Genomic DNA, 19,473 nt, shown 5'->3' on the forward strand with positions numbered 1-19,473 from the left:
AAAAAAATAATTTATTATTTTACTTATATTAAAATAGTTTTCGCTATTATTTCATGTATTCAAATACTGGAAAAATTATTTATGAAAAAAATACTTATATTACTTTTATTTCTTTTTCCTCACGCTATTATTGCTCAAGAAAAAAAACTTGAAAAAGTATCTCTACAACTACACTGGAAATATCAATTTGAATTTGCAGGATTTATTGCAGCACAGGAAAAAGGCTTTTATAAAGATGCAGGTTTAAATGTTGAATTAAAGGAGTATAATTTTGGACAAAATATTATAAAAGATGTAAGTTTAGGTAAATCAAACTATGGAATTTATAACTCTAATATTTTAGTAGAATATATAAAAAAAGAACCTATTCAACTAATATCTTCATATTTCAAAAGATCAGCACTTGTTCTTATAACAAAACCAGATATAAAATATCCAAAAGATTTAATCGGTAAAAGAATTATGGCAGCAGGAGAAAATGATTTTAATTTAAATTTTAATTATATATTTTCTTTACAAAAAATAAAAATTAATGAATTAAATTTAATACCTCATAGTTTTGATGTAAAAGATTTTGCAGAAGATAAAGTTGATGCTATGACTGCTTTTATTTCAGATCAACCATATAAACTAGATAAATTAAATATAAAATATAATCTTATAGATCCAAGTAGCTATGGAATCTTTAATCTACAACTAGAACTTTTTACTTCAAATAAAGAAGCCTTAGATAATAGAGATAGAACAGAAGCTTTTAAGCAAGCTAGTTTAAAAGGTTGGGAATATGCTTTAAATAATCCTGAAGAAATCATTGAAATCATTTTGAAAAAATATAATACTCAAAATCTCAGTAAAGAATTTTTAGAAAATGAAGCTATCTATACAGAAAGATTGATTCTTCCAAAAATGTATGAATTAGGTTCAATTGATGAAATGTTTTTATTTAAACAAATTGATATTTTATATAAAGAGGGAAATTTTGATTTTGAAGAAAAAAAACAACTTATAAATGATTTTATCTTTTATTCTGAAAAAGAGATTGATAAAAAGAATCAAGAGAAGAATTATGAATTACTAAAAAAAACAATTCCTTTTTTAATAATTCTTATTCTGATTTTTCTTTATAGTCAATTTTTATTAAAAAGATATAATAAAAAACTTAAAAAAGAAGTTGAAGAAAAAACAACTGAGTTTAAAAAACAAAACCAAGAACTTATAAATTCAAATCAAAATTTCTTTGATTTATTAAATACAGCTATTGAAGCTATTGCAATATTTGATGAGAATGACAATTTAATTAAATTGAATACTTCTGGAAAAGTTATGTTTGATTACTATTTTAAAAAAAATTCTAAGAAAAAAAAGATATCTGATTTTATTCAAAAAGAGTCTCTATTTGAAGTAAAAGAAAAACTAGAAAATAAAATCTTTGACCCCTTTGAGATAAATTTATTAAGAAACGATAAAACTATTTTTCCAGCTTTAATTGCTCTAAAAACTATTATTAAAGATAATAAAACCCACACTATTATCACCGTTATTGATTTAACTCAAATTAAATTACAAAATGAATTTATACAACAACAAGCAAAACTAGCTCAAATGGGTGAACTTTTAAATATGATAGCTCACCAATGGAGACAACCATTAACAGCAATTAGTGCTGCAAGTGAAAACTTAAAATTAAAAGCTATGCTAAATAAAATAGATTCTAGTATTATAGAAGTAACAACAAATGATATAAATAAATATACAAGTTATCTAAGTAATACGATAAATGATTTTAGAAACTTTTATAAAACTGATAAGTCAATTGAAATAACAACAACAAATGAAATGATTGAAAAATCATTAAATATAATTGAAGACTCTATTTGTTTCAAGAATATAAGTATTATAAAAAATTTAAATGCAACAACATCAATAAAAACTTATTTAAATGAAGTAACACAAGTTCTATTAGCTTTTTTACAAAATGCAGAAGAAGTTCTTATTGAAAAACAAATAGTCAATCCATACATAAAAATCAATACCTTTGAAGATTTTAATTTCATTTATCTTCAAATAATTGATAATGGTGGTGGAATACCAGAGAATATCATAAATAAAATTTTTGAACCATATTTCTCAACTAAATATGAAAAAAATGGCACTGGATTAGGATTATACTTCGCAAAAAATATAATTGAAAACAATTGTAATGCTTTATTAACAGCGGAAAATAATAAAGATGAAGCTATTTTTACAATAAAATTTAAAAAAGAATAATTTAATATCATTAAACAAGTAAAAGAAAATTCGTTAACCATTTTTTTATGCACTAGGTGTTATGATGTTAGAATACATGATAAAGGATTATATTTGAGATTATTAATTTTATTAATAATTGCACTTAATATATTTGCACAAGAGCTTACAAATATTAATAAATTAACACTAGAAGAAATATCTTATCTTAATTCTAAAAAAGAACTAAAACTTTGTATTGGTCCCGATTCTATGCCTTTTGAAGATTTTGGTAAGAATGGTGAGCATATTGGTTTAACTTCTGATTATTATAAAATATTTTCTAAAAATTTAAATATTCCTATTAATATAGTAGCTGTAAGAACATGGAAAGAATCTCTTGATTTCGCTAAAGATAGAACCTGCGACATAATCTCAGCTATGCAAACAGATGAAAGAAAACAATTTTTAAATTTTACAAGTCCTTACTTGAAAACACCTGTGGTAATTGCTACAAATAATAATGGTCGTTTTATTTCAGATTTTAAAGATTTAACCAATGAAAAAATAGGTGTACCTAAAAGCTATGCTTATGTTGAAATATTAAAAAAGATTTATCCTAATATAAATTATATAGAAGTTCCAACAATAAAAGATGGTTTAAAAAAAGTTATTAATGGGGAACTATATGGACAAGTGGGAACACTTGCTAGTATTGGATATTTTTTTACTACTGATTTTGCAGGTTCTTTGAAAATTGCAGGAAAAACTGATAAAGTAAATTTAGAATTAGGAATAGGAGTTAGAAATGACGACCCTATTCTTCTTGAAATTCTTCAAAATCAAGTAAATAATATTGATGAATCTTTTCATAATAAAGTGCTAAATAACTGGATAAATATTAAATACAATACTTCTGTAGATTATTCTTTAGTTTATAAAATTTTATTTATAATATTTATTATTGCTTGTTTTCTTATTTATAAACAACTGCTTTTAAACAAATATAATAAAAAACTAGAAAAAGATGTTGAAGAAAAAACTAAAAATTATAAAATAAAAAATGATGAGCTAATTAACTCTAATCAAAACTTTTTTGATTTATTAAATACAGCCATTGAAGCTATTGCAATATTTGATGAAGAATATACTCTTGTTAAGTTAAATGCATCAGGTAAAATTATGTTTAATTATTATTTCGACAATGATTCTGATAGCAAGAAAATATCAGATTTTATACCTGAAAATTCACTTACTGAAGTAAATAATAAATTAAAACATAAAATATCAGAACCCTTTGAAATAGATTTATACAGAAGTGATAAAACTATTTTTCCAGCTTTAATTGCAGGTAAGACTATTTTGATAGAAAACAAAGTTAATACTATCATTACCGTTGTAGATTTAACACAAATTAAACTTCAAGATGAATTTATTCAACAACAAGCAAAATTAGCTCAAATGGGAGAGCTTTTAAGTATGATTGCACATCAATGGCGACAACCATTAACAGCAATTAGTGCAGCAAGTGAAAATTTAAAACTTAAAACTCTTTTAAATCAAGTTGATACTTTATTGATACAAACTACAACAGAAGATATAAATAAATATACTACTTACTTGAGCAATACAATAAATGATTTTAAAAACTTCTATAAAACAAATAAAGCACTTGAAACAACAACTCTAAATGAAATGGTTATAAAATCTTTATATATTATTGAAAACTCTATTTCATATAAAAATATAAAAATAATTAAAAATTTAGATTCAACATCTATACTTAAAACATATATGAGTGAAGTAACACAAGTAATATTAACTCTTTTACAAAATGCAGAAGAAATACTTATAGAAAAAAATATAGAAAACCCATATATAAAAATTGATACATTTGAAGATAACAAATATTTATATATACAAGTAAGTGATAATGCAGGAGGAATTCCCTTAGAAATTTTTGATAAAATATTTGATCCTTATTTTTCAACTAAACATGAAAAAAATGGAACAGGATTAGGATTATATTTTGCAAAAAATATTATAGAAAATAATTGTAATGCTTTATTAAGTGCAAAAAATAATTTAAATGAAGCAGTTTTTACAATAAGCTTTAAAAAAGAATAAATTTAATTTTGATAAATTTATCAAATAAAAGTATTCCTTAGTTATAATCTAACTTTAAAAAATATAAATAAGGATAATTATGGCAAAAATAGGAATATTAGTTGCAAGTTCAAATAACAATCAAAAACTAGGATTAAAACTTAAAGAGTTAGCATTAGGTCAAAATTGTGAAGTAGAATTAATAAATTTAGTTGATTTAAGATTACCACTTTATAGTACCGTTGAAGAAGAAGAAAATGGAATTCCTGAGACTGCACTTGATTTAGCTACAAAAATATTAGATTTAAAAGCATTTATAATTGTAGCTCCTGAATATAATGGTGTTATGCCTCCTGTATTAAATAATGCAATGGCATGGACTTCAAGAGCTACAAAAGACTGGAGAGATGCTTTTAATGAAAAAGTAGTTGCACTTGCAACTCACAGTGGTGGTGGTGGAGCAAAAGGTCTTCAAGCTATGAGAATTCAATTTCAACATTTAGGTGCAAATATTCTTGCAAGAGAAATCTTAACTACTTATGAAAAACCGCTAAATGAAGAAACTGCAATTAGTATGATAAATACCCTTGCAAAACTAGCAAAAGCTTAAGATTTCTCTTAAGCTTTAAAAATCTATTTTTTACACAATATTGTCTCTTCTTTGTAACTTTTTTTATGCTAAAATTTTATCATGAAAGAAAAAGTATATGTCCTAGACACAAACATCATCTTACAAAATCTTCAAAATCTCTACAAAATTTCAGACAATAAAACTAACCATATAGTAATCCCAGAGACAGTTCTTCTTGAATTAGAGGATAAAAAGAAACTGACTAGTGAACTAGGATTTTACTCAAGAGAATTTGCAAGACTACTAGCAAAGATGAAAATAAAAGAAGTTGATTATAAACTTGGCTTTAAAGTTGTGAAACTTTTTAATGATGAAATCAATATTGATATTATTTCAAAAGATAAATATGACACGCAAATTGAACAAATACATATTTCTGAATCAAATGATAAAAGAATCATAGAAGTAGCTTCAATAGCTCAAGAATACTACAAGGGTTGTCAAACAATCTTTTTATCTCTTGATGTTTATGCAAGAACTTTTGCTCTATTTAAAAGCATTAAAACAGAAACTCTACATGATGATAAATCAACTGTTCCTAAATTTAACTTTGTAAAAAGCATTGAACTTGATTCTTCAATGTTCAACTCACTTGAAAATAAAGATATAAAATTGATTGATAGTGAGTACGAGCCTGAAAATTTTGCTTATAGTTTTGAAAGCAATGATGGAAATAATGAATATGCACTTATTTGTAATGGTAAGATTGATGTACTAAAAGAAAATGATTTTAAATCTTTAAATGTAAAACCTGTAAATCTAAAACAAAAACTATTTACAAAAGCAATACTTTCTAATATGTATGATTTATTAGTAATTGATGCAAAAGCAGGAAGTGGGAAAACCTTGATGTCTATTGTTTCATCTATGAGATTAATAGATTTAGGGTTATATGATAAAATTGTTTATGTAAGAAACTCTATTGAATCTCTAGATAAAGGTGCTGATATTGGTTATTTAGCAGGAAATGATGAGAAATTTAGAATCTATAATATGGCCTTACAAGATACTTTAGAATTCATTGCAAAAAAGCATCTTAAAAAAAGTGAAAATAAAGAGAATCAAGAATCCATAGAATCAAAAATAAATGAACTTCAATCAAAATATTGTATTGAAACCTTATGGCCAGGAGAAGCCAGAGGAAGAACTCTTTCAAGTTCAATTGTAATTATGGATGAGTGGCAAAATTCTAGTGAAAAAACCACACAACTTATACTTTCAAGACTTGATGAGAGTTGTATGGCTATTGTAATTGGTTCAAATAGACAAATTGATAATTTATATTTAAATAAATATAATAATGGGCTTACAACACTTTTGAAACAAACAAATGAAACACATCCAGAACTTAAAATGTTCGCAATTGAATTAGAAAAAGCAGTTAGAGGTAAATTTGCTCAATTTACAGAACGAATCTTTGAAAATAGAAAAGATTGAAAAACTTGAAAAATAGAACTTTTTAGTTCTATTTTTTAGAAGAACACTTACCTTCACTCACACAACCACATCCACTTTTTCCAAAAGTTTTTTTAAGAATAAAAAATAAAGCTAACAAAACAATTGCATATATAAAATAGTCTTCCATAAAACTCCTTTTTATTGATAATAATTATTAGTATAATATAATATTTGTAATTAATTGAAAATTAATTCATACATTATATAAAAATTAAGCAGTAATAAAAACTAACAAAATTATAATAACAATAATAGTAAAAGAGAGTTTTAAAAGGAAATAAAATACAAAATAGATTAATAAATGACACTATATACAATCATATAGAGTATACAAAACTAGAAGATAAGATTTTACAAACAAAAATAGTAAATAGATTACAGTTTATAACACAAAATGCCCTTGCGTATTTTTCATATCCATCAATTACAACTAAAAGATTTATTCACTCTTTAGGAACAATGCATCTAGCATCTTTTATGTTTAAAAATGCCCTTTTGAATGCTGATAAAAAAACAAAAAACGATTTTTTATCTTCGTTAAAAAAAGTAATAAAATCAATAATAAAAGAAGAAAATATAAAAGTTACCATTGATGATATGGAGTATTTTGATAATAAAGCTTTATACCAATTTACAATTCCAACGAAATCAAAATCACAAAGAGCAGCATATTCTGTATTTCTGCAAACATTAAGAATTGTTGCCCTACTTCATGATGTTGGGCATTTACCATTTTCACATCAAGTAGAGTATGCTTTAAAAAAAGTATACAACAAAATAAAAGATAAAGAAGAAGCACAAGATATACTTTGTCAAAAAGAGCTGAAATTTAAAGAAAACTATGAAAGTATCACCAATAATAGTAAAGAAGTATTACATGAAGCTATTGGTGAGAATCTTTTAAAACTTTTATTTGATTATGAATTAGATGAGTTACTTGTAAAAGCTCACGAAAAAGAGTATTTAAAACTGATTAAAAAACTAGCTATTTTGATTTTAGAAGAGCAAGTTTATGAAGGTTTTGATTTCAAAGTTTTACATAATTTTATTGATAGTACAGTTGATGCTGATAGGCTTGATTACATAAATAGAGATATGTTAGCAAGTGGATATATAACAGGTCCTAATGATCATATAAGAATCACTAAACAAGCTGTTCTTGTACAAAAAGATGAGAAGTTTTATTTAAGCTTTTTTGATATGAGTTTAATTGATATTGAACATATGCTAGAGATGAGATTTAATCTTTATAAAAAAGTTATCTTCAATCATGGTATTGCAAAAACAGATACTTTACTTGAGAGTGTAGTTCAATACTTAGCTAGTAAATATTTTGAAAATGGCGATATAAATGAAAAAATTTCAAACAATATTTCTATGCTATGGAATTTTAAAAATAAAGATAATATAGAAAAAGAGCTAGATATTATTTCAATGCTTGATGAAAACTGGCTGATATCATTATTTAAAACAAAATATTTTGAAATAAAAGATAAAGAAAATCCAACACAAGAAGATGTAAAATATCAATACTGTTTTGAAGAGGTTTTATTTGGGAAAAGAAGGTTTAGAAGTCCTTGGAAAAACTTAAATGAATTTTACAAAGTACTTGATTTTACAACCGTTGAAAGATTTAAATTTAGAGAAAGCTTTGGCTTTATAACTGAATCAAGAGCAAAAAAACTTCAATCTAAATTAGATGAATTTATTAAAAAATGGGAAGAAAAAGAGAGTAATCTTTATCTTTCTTATCAAATAGTTTCTTTTAAACTAGGAATTGCAAAAGAGTTTTATTTGTATGATGGTGATGAATTAATTAATCTTGATGAAATCTCAACTTTAAGAAAAAGATTAAAATATTCTATGAGAAATACAGTTCCTTTTTATTTATATTCAAATAAAAAATATGTAAATGACGAAATGAAAATAGAGTTAAGAAATATATTATTTGACATTTTTGGGGAATGAATCAAATAGTTATTTTGCTAAAATAAAAAATATTAATTCAAAGGATATATTTTGGATTTAACAAATTTAAGAGCGAAATATACAACAAGAGGTTTAGATATAAAAGATTTAAATCAAAATCCTTTTATACAATTTGAAACATGGTTTAATGAAGCTATAAATGCAAAATTAACAGAACCAAATGCATTTTCATTAGCTACTGTTGGGCTTGATATGATGCCAAGTATTAGAACAGTGTTACTAAAAATATTTGATGAAAAAGGCTTTGTATTTTTTACAAACTACAAAAGTACAAAAGCTAAACAAATTGAAGAAAACCCAAAAGCAGCAGCTTTATTTGCATGGCTTGATTTAGAAAGGCAAGTGAAAATTGAAGGAAGTATAGAAAAAATTTCAAGTACAGAGTCTTTAAAATACTTTTTATCACGGCCCAAAGGAAGCCAAATAGGAGCTTGGGTTTCACACCAAAGTGAAGTTATAAGTTCAAGAAGTTTACTAGAACAAAAGTTTGATGAAATAAAAAGAAAATTTGTAAAAGGAGAAGTTCCTTTTCCATCTTTTTGGGGTGGATATGCAATAAAACCAATTAGAGTTGAGTTTTGGCAAGGTGGGCAAGATAGACTTCATGATAGATTTTTATATGAATTACAAGAAGATAATACTTGGAGTATATCAAGATTAGCACCATAGAGTATTGCAAATTGAAATATTTTTTTATTTATTCCAATTTTTTTAGTAAAATTTATTTATAAAAAATTTGGAGTTTTAATATGATATTAGGGAAATGTCCATATTGTAAAGCAAATGTAATAGCAATTAAAAGCATTGCAAATGGTAAAAAAGTAAACCTATACACTTGTGAAAATGCAAAAAAGCAGTATGATGATAGTGATCAGTTTGTTTTTACATCTGATTCAAGCTGTACTTTTAGAGTATATTCAAATGTATTTTTAAGATGGAATAAACGAAGTTTTTCTAAACATGAGATGAAAAAATTACTAGAAGATGGCCAAGTTATAATAAGACTTCATGGAAGAAAAGGAACTAGTGAATACTTTAAATATGTAATCACTGATAAGGAGTATGGAGTTTCAATTCTTTGGGATGAAGAAGTAGAGACCGAGAAAGAAACTTTCTCGTAATAAATATTAATCTCTTCTTGAAGTAGTTTCTAATAAGTGAAATCCAAAATCAGTTTTTACAGGACCATGAACTACATTTATAGCTTCATTGAATACTACCGCATCAAACTCAGGTACCATTTGACCTTGGAAAAATGTTCCTAAATCTCCACCATTTGATCCAGATGGACATGATGAATATTCTTTTGCAATATCTTCAAATTTTTCACCATTTGCTATTTTTTCTTTTAATTGTAAACATAACTCTTCACTATCAACTAATAGATGTCTAGCTGTTGCACTTTTCATAATTTTTCCTTACCTTGTATAAAATTTAAACGGATTGTAGCATAAGCAGTTGTTTAAATTTCTTAATCAAAAAAATTCAATCGCATTTTTTCCCTGTTTTTTTGCTGCATACATAGCTGTATCTGCTTGTTTAATAATATTTTTAACACTCACAGAAGAGTCGCTAAATAGGGTAATTCCTATACTTGGAGTAGATACATTAATATGCCCCTCAATATGGGTAATTGCATTTAATGAATCTTTTATTTTTTCTGCAAGATTTAATATATTTATTTTCGCATTTTCTTTATTATTTCCTATATTATCTACTAAAATAATAAATTCATCTCCCCCAATTCTAGCAAGAGTATCTTCATCTCGAATTACATCTTTAATGGTTTTAGAAACAATTACAAGAAGTGTATCTCCAATATCATGTCCTAAGGTATCATTGACTTCTTTAAAATTATCTAAATCAATAAATATAAGTCCTCCCACAATTTGATGCCTAACTACTTTGGTAATTGCATGCTCTATTCTATCAAGTAATAATAATCTATTTGGTAAACCTGTTAAATTATCATGTGTAGCTTGGTATTCAAGTACTTTTTCCTTGTCTTTTTGTTCCCCTATATCAATATATTGTCCTAAATAATGGGTTATAACATTATCTTTGTTCTTAATTGCTGTAATTGTAGTTCGTAAAGGTAAAATTTGGCCATTTGCTTTTTTATTATAAACTTCACCACTCCAATAACCTTTATCTCTTAAATCATTCCATAATTGATCTGCAAAGTTTTTATCTTGATGGCTAGATTTAAAAATCCTTGGATTTTTTCCTATAATATCTTTTCTCTCATATTTCATAACATCACAAAAAGCATGGTTTACTTTTATTATTTTTCCTAATTCATCAGTAATTATCATAGGTTCACTAGATTCAAACGCAAAAGAAGTAATTTTTAACTCTTTTTCTTGATCTAATCTATTTTTTTCATAGTCAAATTTTTCTAAAATATGAGATAAATCATTAACTAGTTTATTAAATAATACTTCACCCTCATAATCAAAAAATTTATTTTCATTTGAATATATAACAAAAACTGAAGCAACTTCATCAAATTTTTTAATAGGAAATGCTGCTGCTGATTTTATATTGAATTGTTTCGAATATTTAAAAAATACAGAAATATTATTATTTTCAAAAGATTCAATGATTACATTTTTTTTTGTAGAAATTACTTTATTAAGTAAATTATCACTATTTGATTCTCTACTTTCTTCTAGTCTCATTAAAAGTAAATCTTTTAAAACTCCTTCTTGAGCATAGATTTCTCCTTTTCTTACAATATTATCTTTTTCATCTTTATTTTCTATATCATAAATAAAACTAAATACCATACTTGGATGCTTTGAAATAATTTGATGTATTTTTGAATACAGATTTTCTTTTGTATTATTTTTCAATAAATATTTATTTGTATTATTAAGTAATTCGTATACTTTTTTCTGTTTTTCAAGTTTATCAAAACTTATTTGTTGTTTAAAAATTATATTTTTCAAAACAAACAATAAACTAATCAATGTTATAAAACATATAAAAAGAAAAAATAAACTCAAATTTTGATCAATAAACGCTTTTTTTTGAATATTTTTTGAAGTTTCTTCTAAATTTCCAATGATAATATTAAATAGTTCATCTAAATGTTCTATTCTTTGAGTTGAAATTTGCCACCATTGTTCTAATGATATTAAATTACTTAGCTGATTTTTCTCTAAATTAATTTTTATTTTATCAATTTTACTTGTTAATTCTTTTGGTATAATTTCATTATATTTATTGAAAAATTCAACAGAAGTATTTTTAATAAAAAAATTAAAACTTTCTGTTTGAATTAATTGAATTTTAATTAATTCATTTTTAATTTTGCTGTCAATTTTTCCTTCACTTAAAATAAAAGAGATTAATGCTCTTTCAACACCTAAAGCTTCTTTATATACAAGAAAATAGTATACATTTAAAAATTCTTCATTAAAGTTAAATGCAGCTTTTACTGATTTTATTGATAAAATAGAATCTAAAAGTAAATTATTTATGTCCGAAAATTTAGTGATAATATCCATCTTATTCATTGTATTATTTTCAATTTCAAGACGAATATCATCTAATAAACGGAATTTTTTTTGAAGTTCTTTTATTGTAATTAATATTTCTTTTTGTTCATTTAGTTCTAATAAATAAACATCTGTATATTTTAAATATTTATTAAATTCAAAATTAGTTACTTCTTTTTGTTTTTCTAAATCAAGAGTTATTTTTTCTTCTTTTCCATCATACATTACTGATAGACCTCTTTCTTTTTGTAAAGAGTGAATTAATTTTTCACTTATCTTCAGGTACTCTAAGTTATAGTTAGTTTTATATATTTCATCCAATAGTTTTATTTTATCAAATACTAATATCGTACTAAAATATAAAATACCCAAAGCAGGAAGGGTAAAAATCATAATAATTTTTAAAAACAATGGATTTTTAAACACTTTCACCCTCCTTTTTTAATATTTACTTCTCGTAAATTCTATAAAATTTACCTTTAATTTTTGATTTAGATAATTTGTCTAAAACATATGCGATTTTTTCTTTATTTATTGCAACATAAGAGGCAAAATCTAATATATCTATTTTTCCAATATCACTTTTATCTAAACCAATACCAGCAGTTAAAGCTCCTAAAATATCCCCTGCTCTTAACTTATGTTTTTTCCCACCATTTATAAATATAGTTCTTTGAGGTGAGTCTATTTTATATGATAAATCATCTTCTATTTTAGAAACATCTTCTTCTATAATATCTGGGAAGGTATCTTTTATAATATCATATCTATCTAAATCACTATGTGTGTATAATGAAACAGCTAAACCACCTTTTCCAGCTCGTGCAGTTCTTCCAATTCGGTGAGTATGAATTTTCTCATCTAATGATAAATCATAGTTTATAACTAAATCTACATCATCAATATGTAAACCACGTGATGCTACATCTGTTGCTATTAAAATAGGATATGATTTATTTGAAAACAAAATAATAGTTTCATCTCTTTGTTTTTGTTCTAAATCTGAATGAAGGGTTAAAACATCTAAACCTAAGGCATATAAATCATCTGCTAATTGGTCACATTTTATTTTCATATTGCAAAAAATTAAAATTGATTTTGCTTTATTTGATGAAATAATTCCAGGAATTAATGCTGTTTTATTATCTTCTCTTACTTCATAGAATTTTTGTTTTATATAAACTTTTTCTTCCTCTTCAATTTTTACAAGAACTGGATTCTTTAATACATTTGAAGCTAATTTTTCGATATTCTTTTCAAAAGTTGCTGAAAATAAAAGTGTTTGTCTTTTTGTAGGAAGTGAGCTTATAATTTCCATAATATCATCATAAAATCCCATATCTAACATTTTATCAGCTTCATCTAAAACTAAAGAGTTAATATTTTCTAAATCAATATTATTTTGCTGTATATGTTTTAATATACGTCCAGGAGTTCCTACAAGTATATGTGCCTGGTGACTTAAAGATACAACTTGAGGCTTAAAAGGCATTCCTCCACATAAAGTTAAAACTTTCATATTATGAACATGTCTTGAAAGCTTTCTTAATTCTTGTGCTATTTGATTTGCTAGTTCTCTTGTTGGTGCTATTATTAAAGATTGTACTCTAAAGTTTTTAATATCTAATTTATTTATAAGTGGAATACAAAAAGCTACGGTTTTACCTGAACCTGTTTTTGCCTGTGCAATTAAGTCATTATTATCTAAACTTAGAGGTAAGCTTTTTTGTTGAATTGCTGTTGGTTTTAGATAATTTAATGAATCTAAGTTTGATAAAAATTCTTTTGATAAGTTTAATTGTGAAAATTTTTCTACTAAAATGATAAAGCCTTTATAGTTTTTACTTATTATACCTAAAACTATAAAGTACTTTACAAAAAAATATTATTTTTTTTCTATTTTTTTAAAAAGATAAGAGATTGATAAGATTACTACTAAAACAATTCCTAAGCCTACATATTTAAAATCATCACTAAGACTTAAAATATACTCACCAGCTGAGTAACTTAAATATCCAATAATACAAGCCCATAAAATAGTAGCTAATACATTGAAAAATGCAAATTTTGTAGCTGAATATTTTGTAATTCCCATGGCAAGAGGAATTAATGTTTTAATTCCATAAATATATTTTTGAACAAAAACTACCCAAGAACCATATTTTCTCATCATAAGGTGGGCAAGAGCAATTTTTCTTCCATACTTTTTCATCATATCTTTTGCATAATTTTTATTTTTTCTAGCCAAAAAGAATAAAAACTGATCTCCTAAGAAGTTAGAAACACCAGCAACCAATATAGATACATAAATATTTAAATCACCTGCATATGACAAAACTCCAGCAAAAATAAGACCTACAAAGCCTCCCCCAAATGAGTATAAAAATAGAGCGACATATCCCCAATCTTGGATTAATTGTTCCATTAAATTAAGCCTTTATTTCAAAAAGTTCTAATGCTTCAATAACATCATCATCTTCTACATCAACTAAGTTTTCTTTTATATTCTCTTTTGCTTTATTTGCAATATACTCTTTTACTTTTGCTCTTACATCATTTATATCATCAACAATTACAAAACCACTAAATTGAATTGTATTATCGTAACAAAGTAAAATACCTTCACAATTATCTTCTATAAATTCACTAATTTCCCTATAGTTTATTTCCAAAACACTTGCATGCCAACCATAATCTTCTAAAACTTTATCTTCAAACATTTCAACACCATCACTTTGATGATCAAAATAAAGCATATTATCTTTATTCATATCAATGATATTTTGCCAATTTGAAACAGGTTTAATTTTACAAATTGTTCCTAAAATATTTGGTTTATAATCAGCAAATAAATTTGATGCAATTGCTTTTGCATCAAGCATAGATGAAATTTGTTTAGGAGTTATTTGTTTAAAAATTACAGCTTTTTTCTTTACATCATTTTCATTAGAGTAAATATTTCCATCAACATCAATGATTATTGGAGTTTTTGAACTATGTAAATTTAAAATTTGTGTAATATCTATATTAAGTTCTAAATCTTTTATATTTATTTTTTTCATTTTTTAATATTTCCTTTGATTAAGATTACGCGATTCTATCTAAATATATATTAAATATAATATTTTCCAAATGAATATAAAAATTATTTATTTTTTTTTATATTCATTTTATTTTTTTATTTTTATTAAAGATTAATGGAATATAATAGATGCACTAGTTTACTAAAAAGGTTATTTTTGATATTTGAAGATTTTTTTTCTTATCTTTCTAAAAAATCTGACATGAAAACACTTTTTTTAATTGACATATTAAATATGCAAGATCTAAATGCTATATATAATTTTGATAATGGTAATTATATAATTAAACAACTAAGCTCAATACTTGATTTTAAAGTAAAAAACTCTATAGCAAAAATTTTAACTCGTAAACCTTTTATAAAGATAAAAAATACACATGCTGATGTATTTAAAATTTTAATTTATGATGATTTATCAATTGATGAAATTATAAAATTAAAGAATTTTATTTATGAAAGTATTGTTTCTCATAATTTCAAACTTTTAAATAAAAATTTTTTAATAAATATAGATGTAACAATTGGTTGTTCTAAAAGTGCTGATGATAAAACAAAAGTTTATGCTGAAAAAGCACTACATAATGCAAAGCAGGATTTTCTACACTACTCATACTATGATTCATTTTTATATAAAAATGAATTAATAAATGAAGATTTAGTTGAAACTATAAATTATAGTATTGAGAACAATTTAGTAGAACCCTACTTTCAAGCTATTATGGATAACAATACAAATCAAATTGTAAAATATGAAGCATTAATGAGAATATTTGATAAAAATGGAAATATGATTATGCCAAATATTTTTATTCATAAAGCAAAAAAATGTAGACTTTATAATAAACTTATGGAAATGTTATTTGATAAGATTATTACTTATATTTTAAAACATAAAATTCATGTAAGTATTAATTTAGACTATATAGATATTTTAAATCCTCATATAAAAAAAACTCTTTTGAAAAAAATAAAAAACAATAAAATTGGATCTTATTTAACTTTAGAAATTTTAGAAAGCGAAAAAGTATCAAACTTTGATTTGGTAAATAAATTTATTCACGAAGTTAAACAATATGAGGTAAAAATCGCTATTGATGATTTTGGAACTGGATTCTCAAATTATGAAAATATCTTAAATCTTGATATTAACTATATTAAAATTGATGGTTCTTTAATTAGAAAAATTGATGAAAAAATATATTTAAATCTAATAAAGAGTATAGTTTCATTTTCAAAAGAACAAGATATAAAAGTAGTTGCTGAATTTGTGAGTGATCTAAAAATATTAAGATACGTAAAAAGTGTAGGAATAGATTATTCACAAGGTTATCAAATAGGAAAACCCTTGCATATAAATGATATTATCAAAGGAAATAAATGACACACAAGCTAGAGCAAATAACAAATCTGACTATTAACAATTTATTGAATAATAAGATAATTATTCCCTCATCATATTTTGAAAGATTTAATTACTATGCAAAAAAAATTGAAATAAATTTAGATGATATAGATTTTACAAAAGAAATAAATACTTTAATACTTCAAGATTTCAATAAAATTGAAGAGTATATGAAAATTATAGTCTCAAGTACTATTAAACTTCAAGATAGTACTAAAGATGCCAGTAAAGCAATTTTAGAAAAAGATTCTGAATCTCTAGATAATATTTATGACAAAATGATCAACCTTGAAGAAGAAATAAAAAATTTAACAAATCAGCTATTTATTGATGATATAACAGGTACATATAATAGAAAATGGATTTATAGTAAATTTTTAGATGAAAATGCAAATTTTAAAGAAGACGGAATCTGCATATTATTAGATGTTATTGATTATGATTACATTCAAAAAGAGTATGGTGAATTATTGTCTAATAATTTATTAGCTTTTACAACAAATTTTATAAAAGAAAAATTAGATGACGAAAAATATAATTTTCAAATAGCTAAATATCTTGATAATAAATTCTTTATTTTTATTTTTAATGAAACAAGACAAGAGATTTTAAATAGAGTAAAAAATCTTGAACAAGTTTTATTAAAAACTACACTTAAAAGTAATTCAGGTCTTTTAATAAAAGCAAAATATGATTTTAAATTAAATTTATTTAAGAAAAATCAAAATTCAAAAGATATTTTTGAAACACTATTAACTCACAAAAAAGAAGAATAAAAATTTCTTATCTTTTTTGTAGCTTCATCAAGTGAAATTTCAGAAAATTTGATTTTAGTATTAACTTTTACTTGAGATAACTTAAAACAATCAATAGCTAAAACTGAGCCAATCTTTGGGTAACCACCTATAGTTTGTCTCTCTTTTAAAAGTATTATAGGTTGTCCATCAGATGGTATTTGAATTGCTCCAAAGCTTATTCCTTCTGAAATAATTCCATTGATATCACAAAGTATAGATTCACCATTTAATTTGCATCCCATTCTATTAAAATCATTTGTTACTGTAAATGTATTAGAAAAAAACTTCTCTTTTTCTTCATTTGAAAAATACTCATCTTGGTATGAGAGTACAACTCTTAAAACCAGCTCATCTTTGTAAGAAGGGATAAACTCTTTCTTTAATTTTATATTATGAGAAAAAGATGTTTCCTTAAAAGCTAATACATCACCTTTTTTTAACTTTTGACCATCAATTCCACCAAGATTTTCTTTTATAGTTGTGCTATTACTTCCAAACTCTTTTTTAATATCGAAACCATCTTTTACTGCTAAGTAAACTCTAGTTCCTTTTAAAATTTTTCCTATTTTTATAGTATCCCCTGCTTTTACATTATGAGTTTCCCAACATTGTTTTGAAATATCATTTATAAAAAGCTCACAAATTGCACCTGTAATTGCAATTTGAGTAGATGCATTTGCTTTAAAGATTACATTTGAAAAAGCTATTTCTAAAATATTTGTTTCTAAAGAATTACCAAGCATTTTATTTGCACTTAAATATGCATATTCATCCATAACGCCTGAGTTCGTAACTCCTATATCACTATATCCATAACGACCTTTATCTTGAAGCATTACTAAAATAGGATTATTTATAATTTCTAAACTCATATAACTCCACCTTGAGACAAAAATTCTTCTTTTGATATGGGATTAAATTTTACCTTATCTCCAACACTTAAAGGAGATAGCTTTTCTAAATTTTTATCAAAAAGTTCCATTGCTGTTCTTCCTATAATATTCCAACCACCTGGACTTTGCTGTGGATAAACAGCTGTTTGAGTATCAGCAATTGCAACAGAACCTTTAGGAACACTTTTTCTTGGACTTGAAAGCCTAGGAACTGCAATTTGTTTATCAACACTTGCTAAAAAAGCAAAACCTGGAGAAAAGCCCATTGCATAGACATCATATAGTTTTGAAGAGTGTAGTTCAATAATTTTTTCAATTGAAAGATTAGTTTTAAAACTCATATCATTCAAATCTAAAGCTACCTCATCTCCATAATAAACATCTATATTTATAATATTTTTAGTTCTTCTATCTTCATAGTTTAAATCTATACTATTTCTTAATATTTCTACAAAAGAAGAATAATCATATTTAAAAATATCATATAAAATATATATACTAGTATATGAAGGAATAATTTCAATTATTCCCTCAATATTTAAACTCTTTAATGATAAATATGCCCTTTGTACAATTGTAGCTACATCTTCACTTATTTCATTTCCAAAATAAACAACTAAAGAATCAACAGAAGCTACTTTAAAAATCATTCTGAAATTTCCTTTCTAAGTATCTTTATGAATTCTAAGGCATTTTTTGTATCACCATGTACACAAAGAGCATCAGTTTTCAAAGATAATTCTTTCCCTGTAACACTAAATAAAGTACCTTTTTCTTTTAGGTTTTTAACTCTTAATATTACAGCTTCTTCATTGTCAAGAACAGCATTACTTTGTGTTCTTGAAACTAGAGATCCATCATCATTATAATTTCTATCTGCAAATACTTCATATAATAAAGTAATATCATATTCTTTTGCAACAAGTGCATATTCTTCATTTTTTGGACTTGACAATATCATAAGCTCTATACTTTTATCATAAGATGAAATAGCAGATAATATTGCTCTAAATACATTTTCTTTGTTCATCATATCATGATAAAGTCCACCATGTGGTTTAACATAAGAGACTCTTGTATCATATGCTTTGCAAAATGCACTTAAAGCACCCATTTGATATAAAACAAGTGAACTTATTTCTTCATCTGAACAAGACATACTTCTTCTTCCAAAGCCAACTAAATCTTGATAACCAGGATGCGCACCAATTATTACATTATTTTTTTTAGCTAAAAGAACCGATTTATTCATAGTAAGAGCATCACTTGCATGGAATCCACAAGCTAAGTTTGCCATATCAATATAGGGCATAATTTCATCATCTAATCCCATTTTCCAAATTCCAAAACTTTCACCCATATCACAATTTAATTTTATACTCATTT

17 protein-coding genes are annotated in these 19,473 nt (G+C 24.6%); 9 read left to right on the forward strand and 8 right to left on the reverse strand.

Features of this window, described 5'->3' with window-relative positions; genetic code table 11:
• The first annotated feature begins 81 nt into the window (after positions 1-81).
• From ABVS04_RS13315 to ABVS04_RS13345, 7 genes are all read left to right on the forward strand, one after another.
• Positions 82-2,268, forward strand: a complete 2,187-nt coding sequence (locus ABVS04_RS13315) for an ABC transporter substrate-binding protein (protein ID WP_368031244.1) — start codon at positions 82-84, stop codon at positions 2,266-2,268.
• A 93-nt stretch (positions 2,269-2,361) separates the two neighbouring features.
• The gene (locus tag ABVS04_RS13320) at positions 2,362-4,353 is read left to right on the forward strand and encodes a transporter substrate-binding domain-containing protein (RefSeq protein ID WP_368031245.1); all 1,992 of its coding nucleotides are present in this window, start codon (positions 2,362-2,364) and stop codon (positions 4,351-4,353) included.
• 79 nt (positions 4,354-4,432) lie between these two features.
• Complete coding sequence (locus tag ABVS04_RS13325) at positions 4,433-4,942, forward strand: NADPH-dependent FMN reductase (protein ID WP_368031246.1); 510 nt, start codon at positions 4,433-4,435, stop codon at positions 4,940-4,942.
• Positions 4,943-5,023: 81 nt separating this feature from the next.
• Positions 5,024-6,400 (forward strand): PhoH family protein, encoded by a 1,377-nt coding sequence (locus tag ABVS04_RS13330; RefSeq protein WP_368031247.1) that lies wholly within the window; start codon positions 5,024-5,026, stop codon positions 6,398-6,400.
• A gap of 480 nt (positions 6,401-6,880) precedes the next feature.
• Positions 6,881-8,389 carry an HD domain-containing protein gene (locus tag ABVS04_RS13335; protein ID WP_368031248.1) on the forward strand — a complete coding sequence of 503 codons (1,509 nt, stop codon included), beginning with the start codon at positions 6,881-6,883 and terminating at the stop codon, positions 8,387-8,389.
• A gap of 51 nt (positions 8,390-8,440) precedes the next feature.
• Positions 8,441-9,079: a pyridoxamine 5'-phosphate oxidase gene (gene pdxH / locus ABVS04_RS13340; RefSeq protein ID WP_368031249.1), complete on the forward strand. Its 639-nt coding sequence runs from the start codon at positions 8,441-8,443 to the stop codon at positions 9,077-9,079.
• Positions 9,080-9,159: 80 nt separating this feature from the next.
• On the forward strand, positions 9,160-9,531 hold the full coding sequence (locus ABVS04_RS13345) for a hypothetical protein (RefSeq protein WP_368031251.1): 372 nt from the start codon (positions 9,160-9,162) through the stop codon (positions 9,529-9,531).
• Positions 9,532-9,537: 6 nt separating this feature from the next.
• On the opposite strand, the gene ABVS04_RS13350 is transcribed toward ABVS04_RS13345, so the two are convergent.
• The 5 genes from ABVS04_RS13350 to ABVS04_RS13370 all read right to left on the reverse strand — a co-directional run bounded on the left by ABVS04_RS13350 (position 9,538) and on the right by ABVS04_RS13370 (position 14,975).
• Positions 9,538-9,819, reverse strand: coding sequence for a peptidylprolyl isomerase (locus ABVS04_RS13350; RefSeq protein WP_368031252.1), 282 nt, complete (start codon positions 9,817-9,819; stop codon positions 9,538-9,540).
• Between the two features lie 66 nt (positions 9,820-9,885).
• Positions 9,886-12,339, reverse strand: coding sequence for a diguanylate cyclase (locus ABVS04_RS13355; protein ID WP_368031253.1), 2,454 nt, complete (start codon positions 12,337-12,339; stop codon positions 9,886-9,888).
• A 22-nt stretch (positions 12,340-12,361) separates the two neighbouring features.
• Positions 12,362-13,777, reverse strand: coding sequence for an ATP-dependent RNA helicase DbpA (dbpA, locus tag ABVS04_RS13360; RefSeq protein ID WP_368031268.1), 1,416 nt, complete (start codon positions 13,775-13,777; stop codon positions 12,362-12,364).
• A gap of 21 nt (positions 13,778-13,798) precedes the next feature.
• On the reverse strand, positions 13,799-14,338 hold the full coding sequence (locus tag ABVS04_RS13365) for a DedA family protein (protein ID WP_368031254.1): 540 nt from the start codon (positions 14,336-14,338) through the stop codon (positions 13,799-13,801).
• Positions 14,339-14,342: 4 nt separating this feature from the next.
• A complete protein-coding gene (locus tag ABVS04_RS13370) occupies positions 14,343-14,975 on the reverse strand; it encodes a hypothetical protein (RefSeq protein ID WP_368031255.1) in 633 nt (210 codons plus the stop codon).
• Positions 14,976-15,152: 177 nt separating this feature from the next.
• Here ABVS04_RS13370 and ABVS04_RS13375 point away from each other — a divergent pair, with 177 nt between their 5' ends.
• Together ABVS04_RS13375 and ABVS04_RS13380 are read left to right on the forward strand one after the other, a co-directional pair.
• On the forward strand, positions 15,153-16,376 hold the full coding sequence (locus tag ABVS04_RS13375) for an EAL domain-containing protein (RefSeq protein WP_368031256.1): 1,224 nt from the start codon (positions 15,153-15,155) through the stop codon (positions 16,374-16,376).
• The gene (locus tag ABVS04_RS13380) at positions 16,373-17,173 is read left to right on the forward strand and encodes a hypothetical protein (protein WP_368031257.1); all 801 of its coding nucleotides are present in this window, start codon (positions 16,373-16,375) and stop codon (positions 17,171-17,173) included. Before ABVS04_RS13375 ends, ABVS04_RS13380 begins: the two co-directional genes overlap by 4 nt.
• Here ABVS04_RS13380 and ABVS04_RS13385 read toward each other — a convergent pair.
• From ABVS04_RS13385 to ABVS04_RS13395, 3 genes are read right to left on the reverse strand one after another with little or no spacing between them, the layout of a single operon-like run.
• Positions 17,155-18,066: a biotin-dependent carboxyltransferase family protein gene (locus tag ABVS04_RS13385; protein ID WP_368031258.1), complete on the reverse strand. Its 912-nt coding sequence runs from the start codon at positions 18,064-18,066 to the stop codon at positions 17,155-17,157. The two genes, ABVS04_RS13380 and ABVS04_RS13385, sit on opposite strands and share 19 nt — an antisense overlap.
• Positions 18,063-18,737, reverse strand: coding sequence for a 5-oxoprolinase subunit PxpB (gene pxpB, locus ABVS04_RS13390; RefSeq protein ID WP_368031259.1), 675 nt, complete (start codon positions 18,735-18,737; stop codon positions 18,063-18,065). Before pxpB ends, ABVS04_RS13385 begins: the two co-directional genes overlap by 4 nt.
• On the reverse strand, positions 18,734-19,471 hold the full coding sequence (locus ABVS04_RS13395; protein WP_368031260.1) for a 5-oxoprolinase subunit PxpA: 738 nt from the start codon (positions 19,469-19,471) through the stop codon (positions 18,734-18,736). The genes pxpB and ABVS04_RS13395 overlap by 4 nt, the downstream gene beginning before the upstream one ends.
• Between the last annotated feature and the right edge of the window lie 2 nt (positions 19,472-19,473).

The sequence above is a fragment of the Arcobacter sp. s6 genome, from assembly GCF_040884245.1.
In the GTDB taxonomy this organism is placed as follows: domain Bacteria; phylum Campylobacterota; class Campylobacteria; order Campylobacterales; family Arcobacteraceae; genus Aliarcobacter.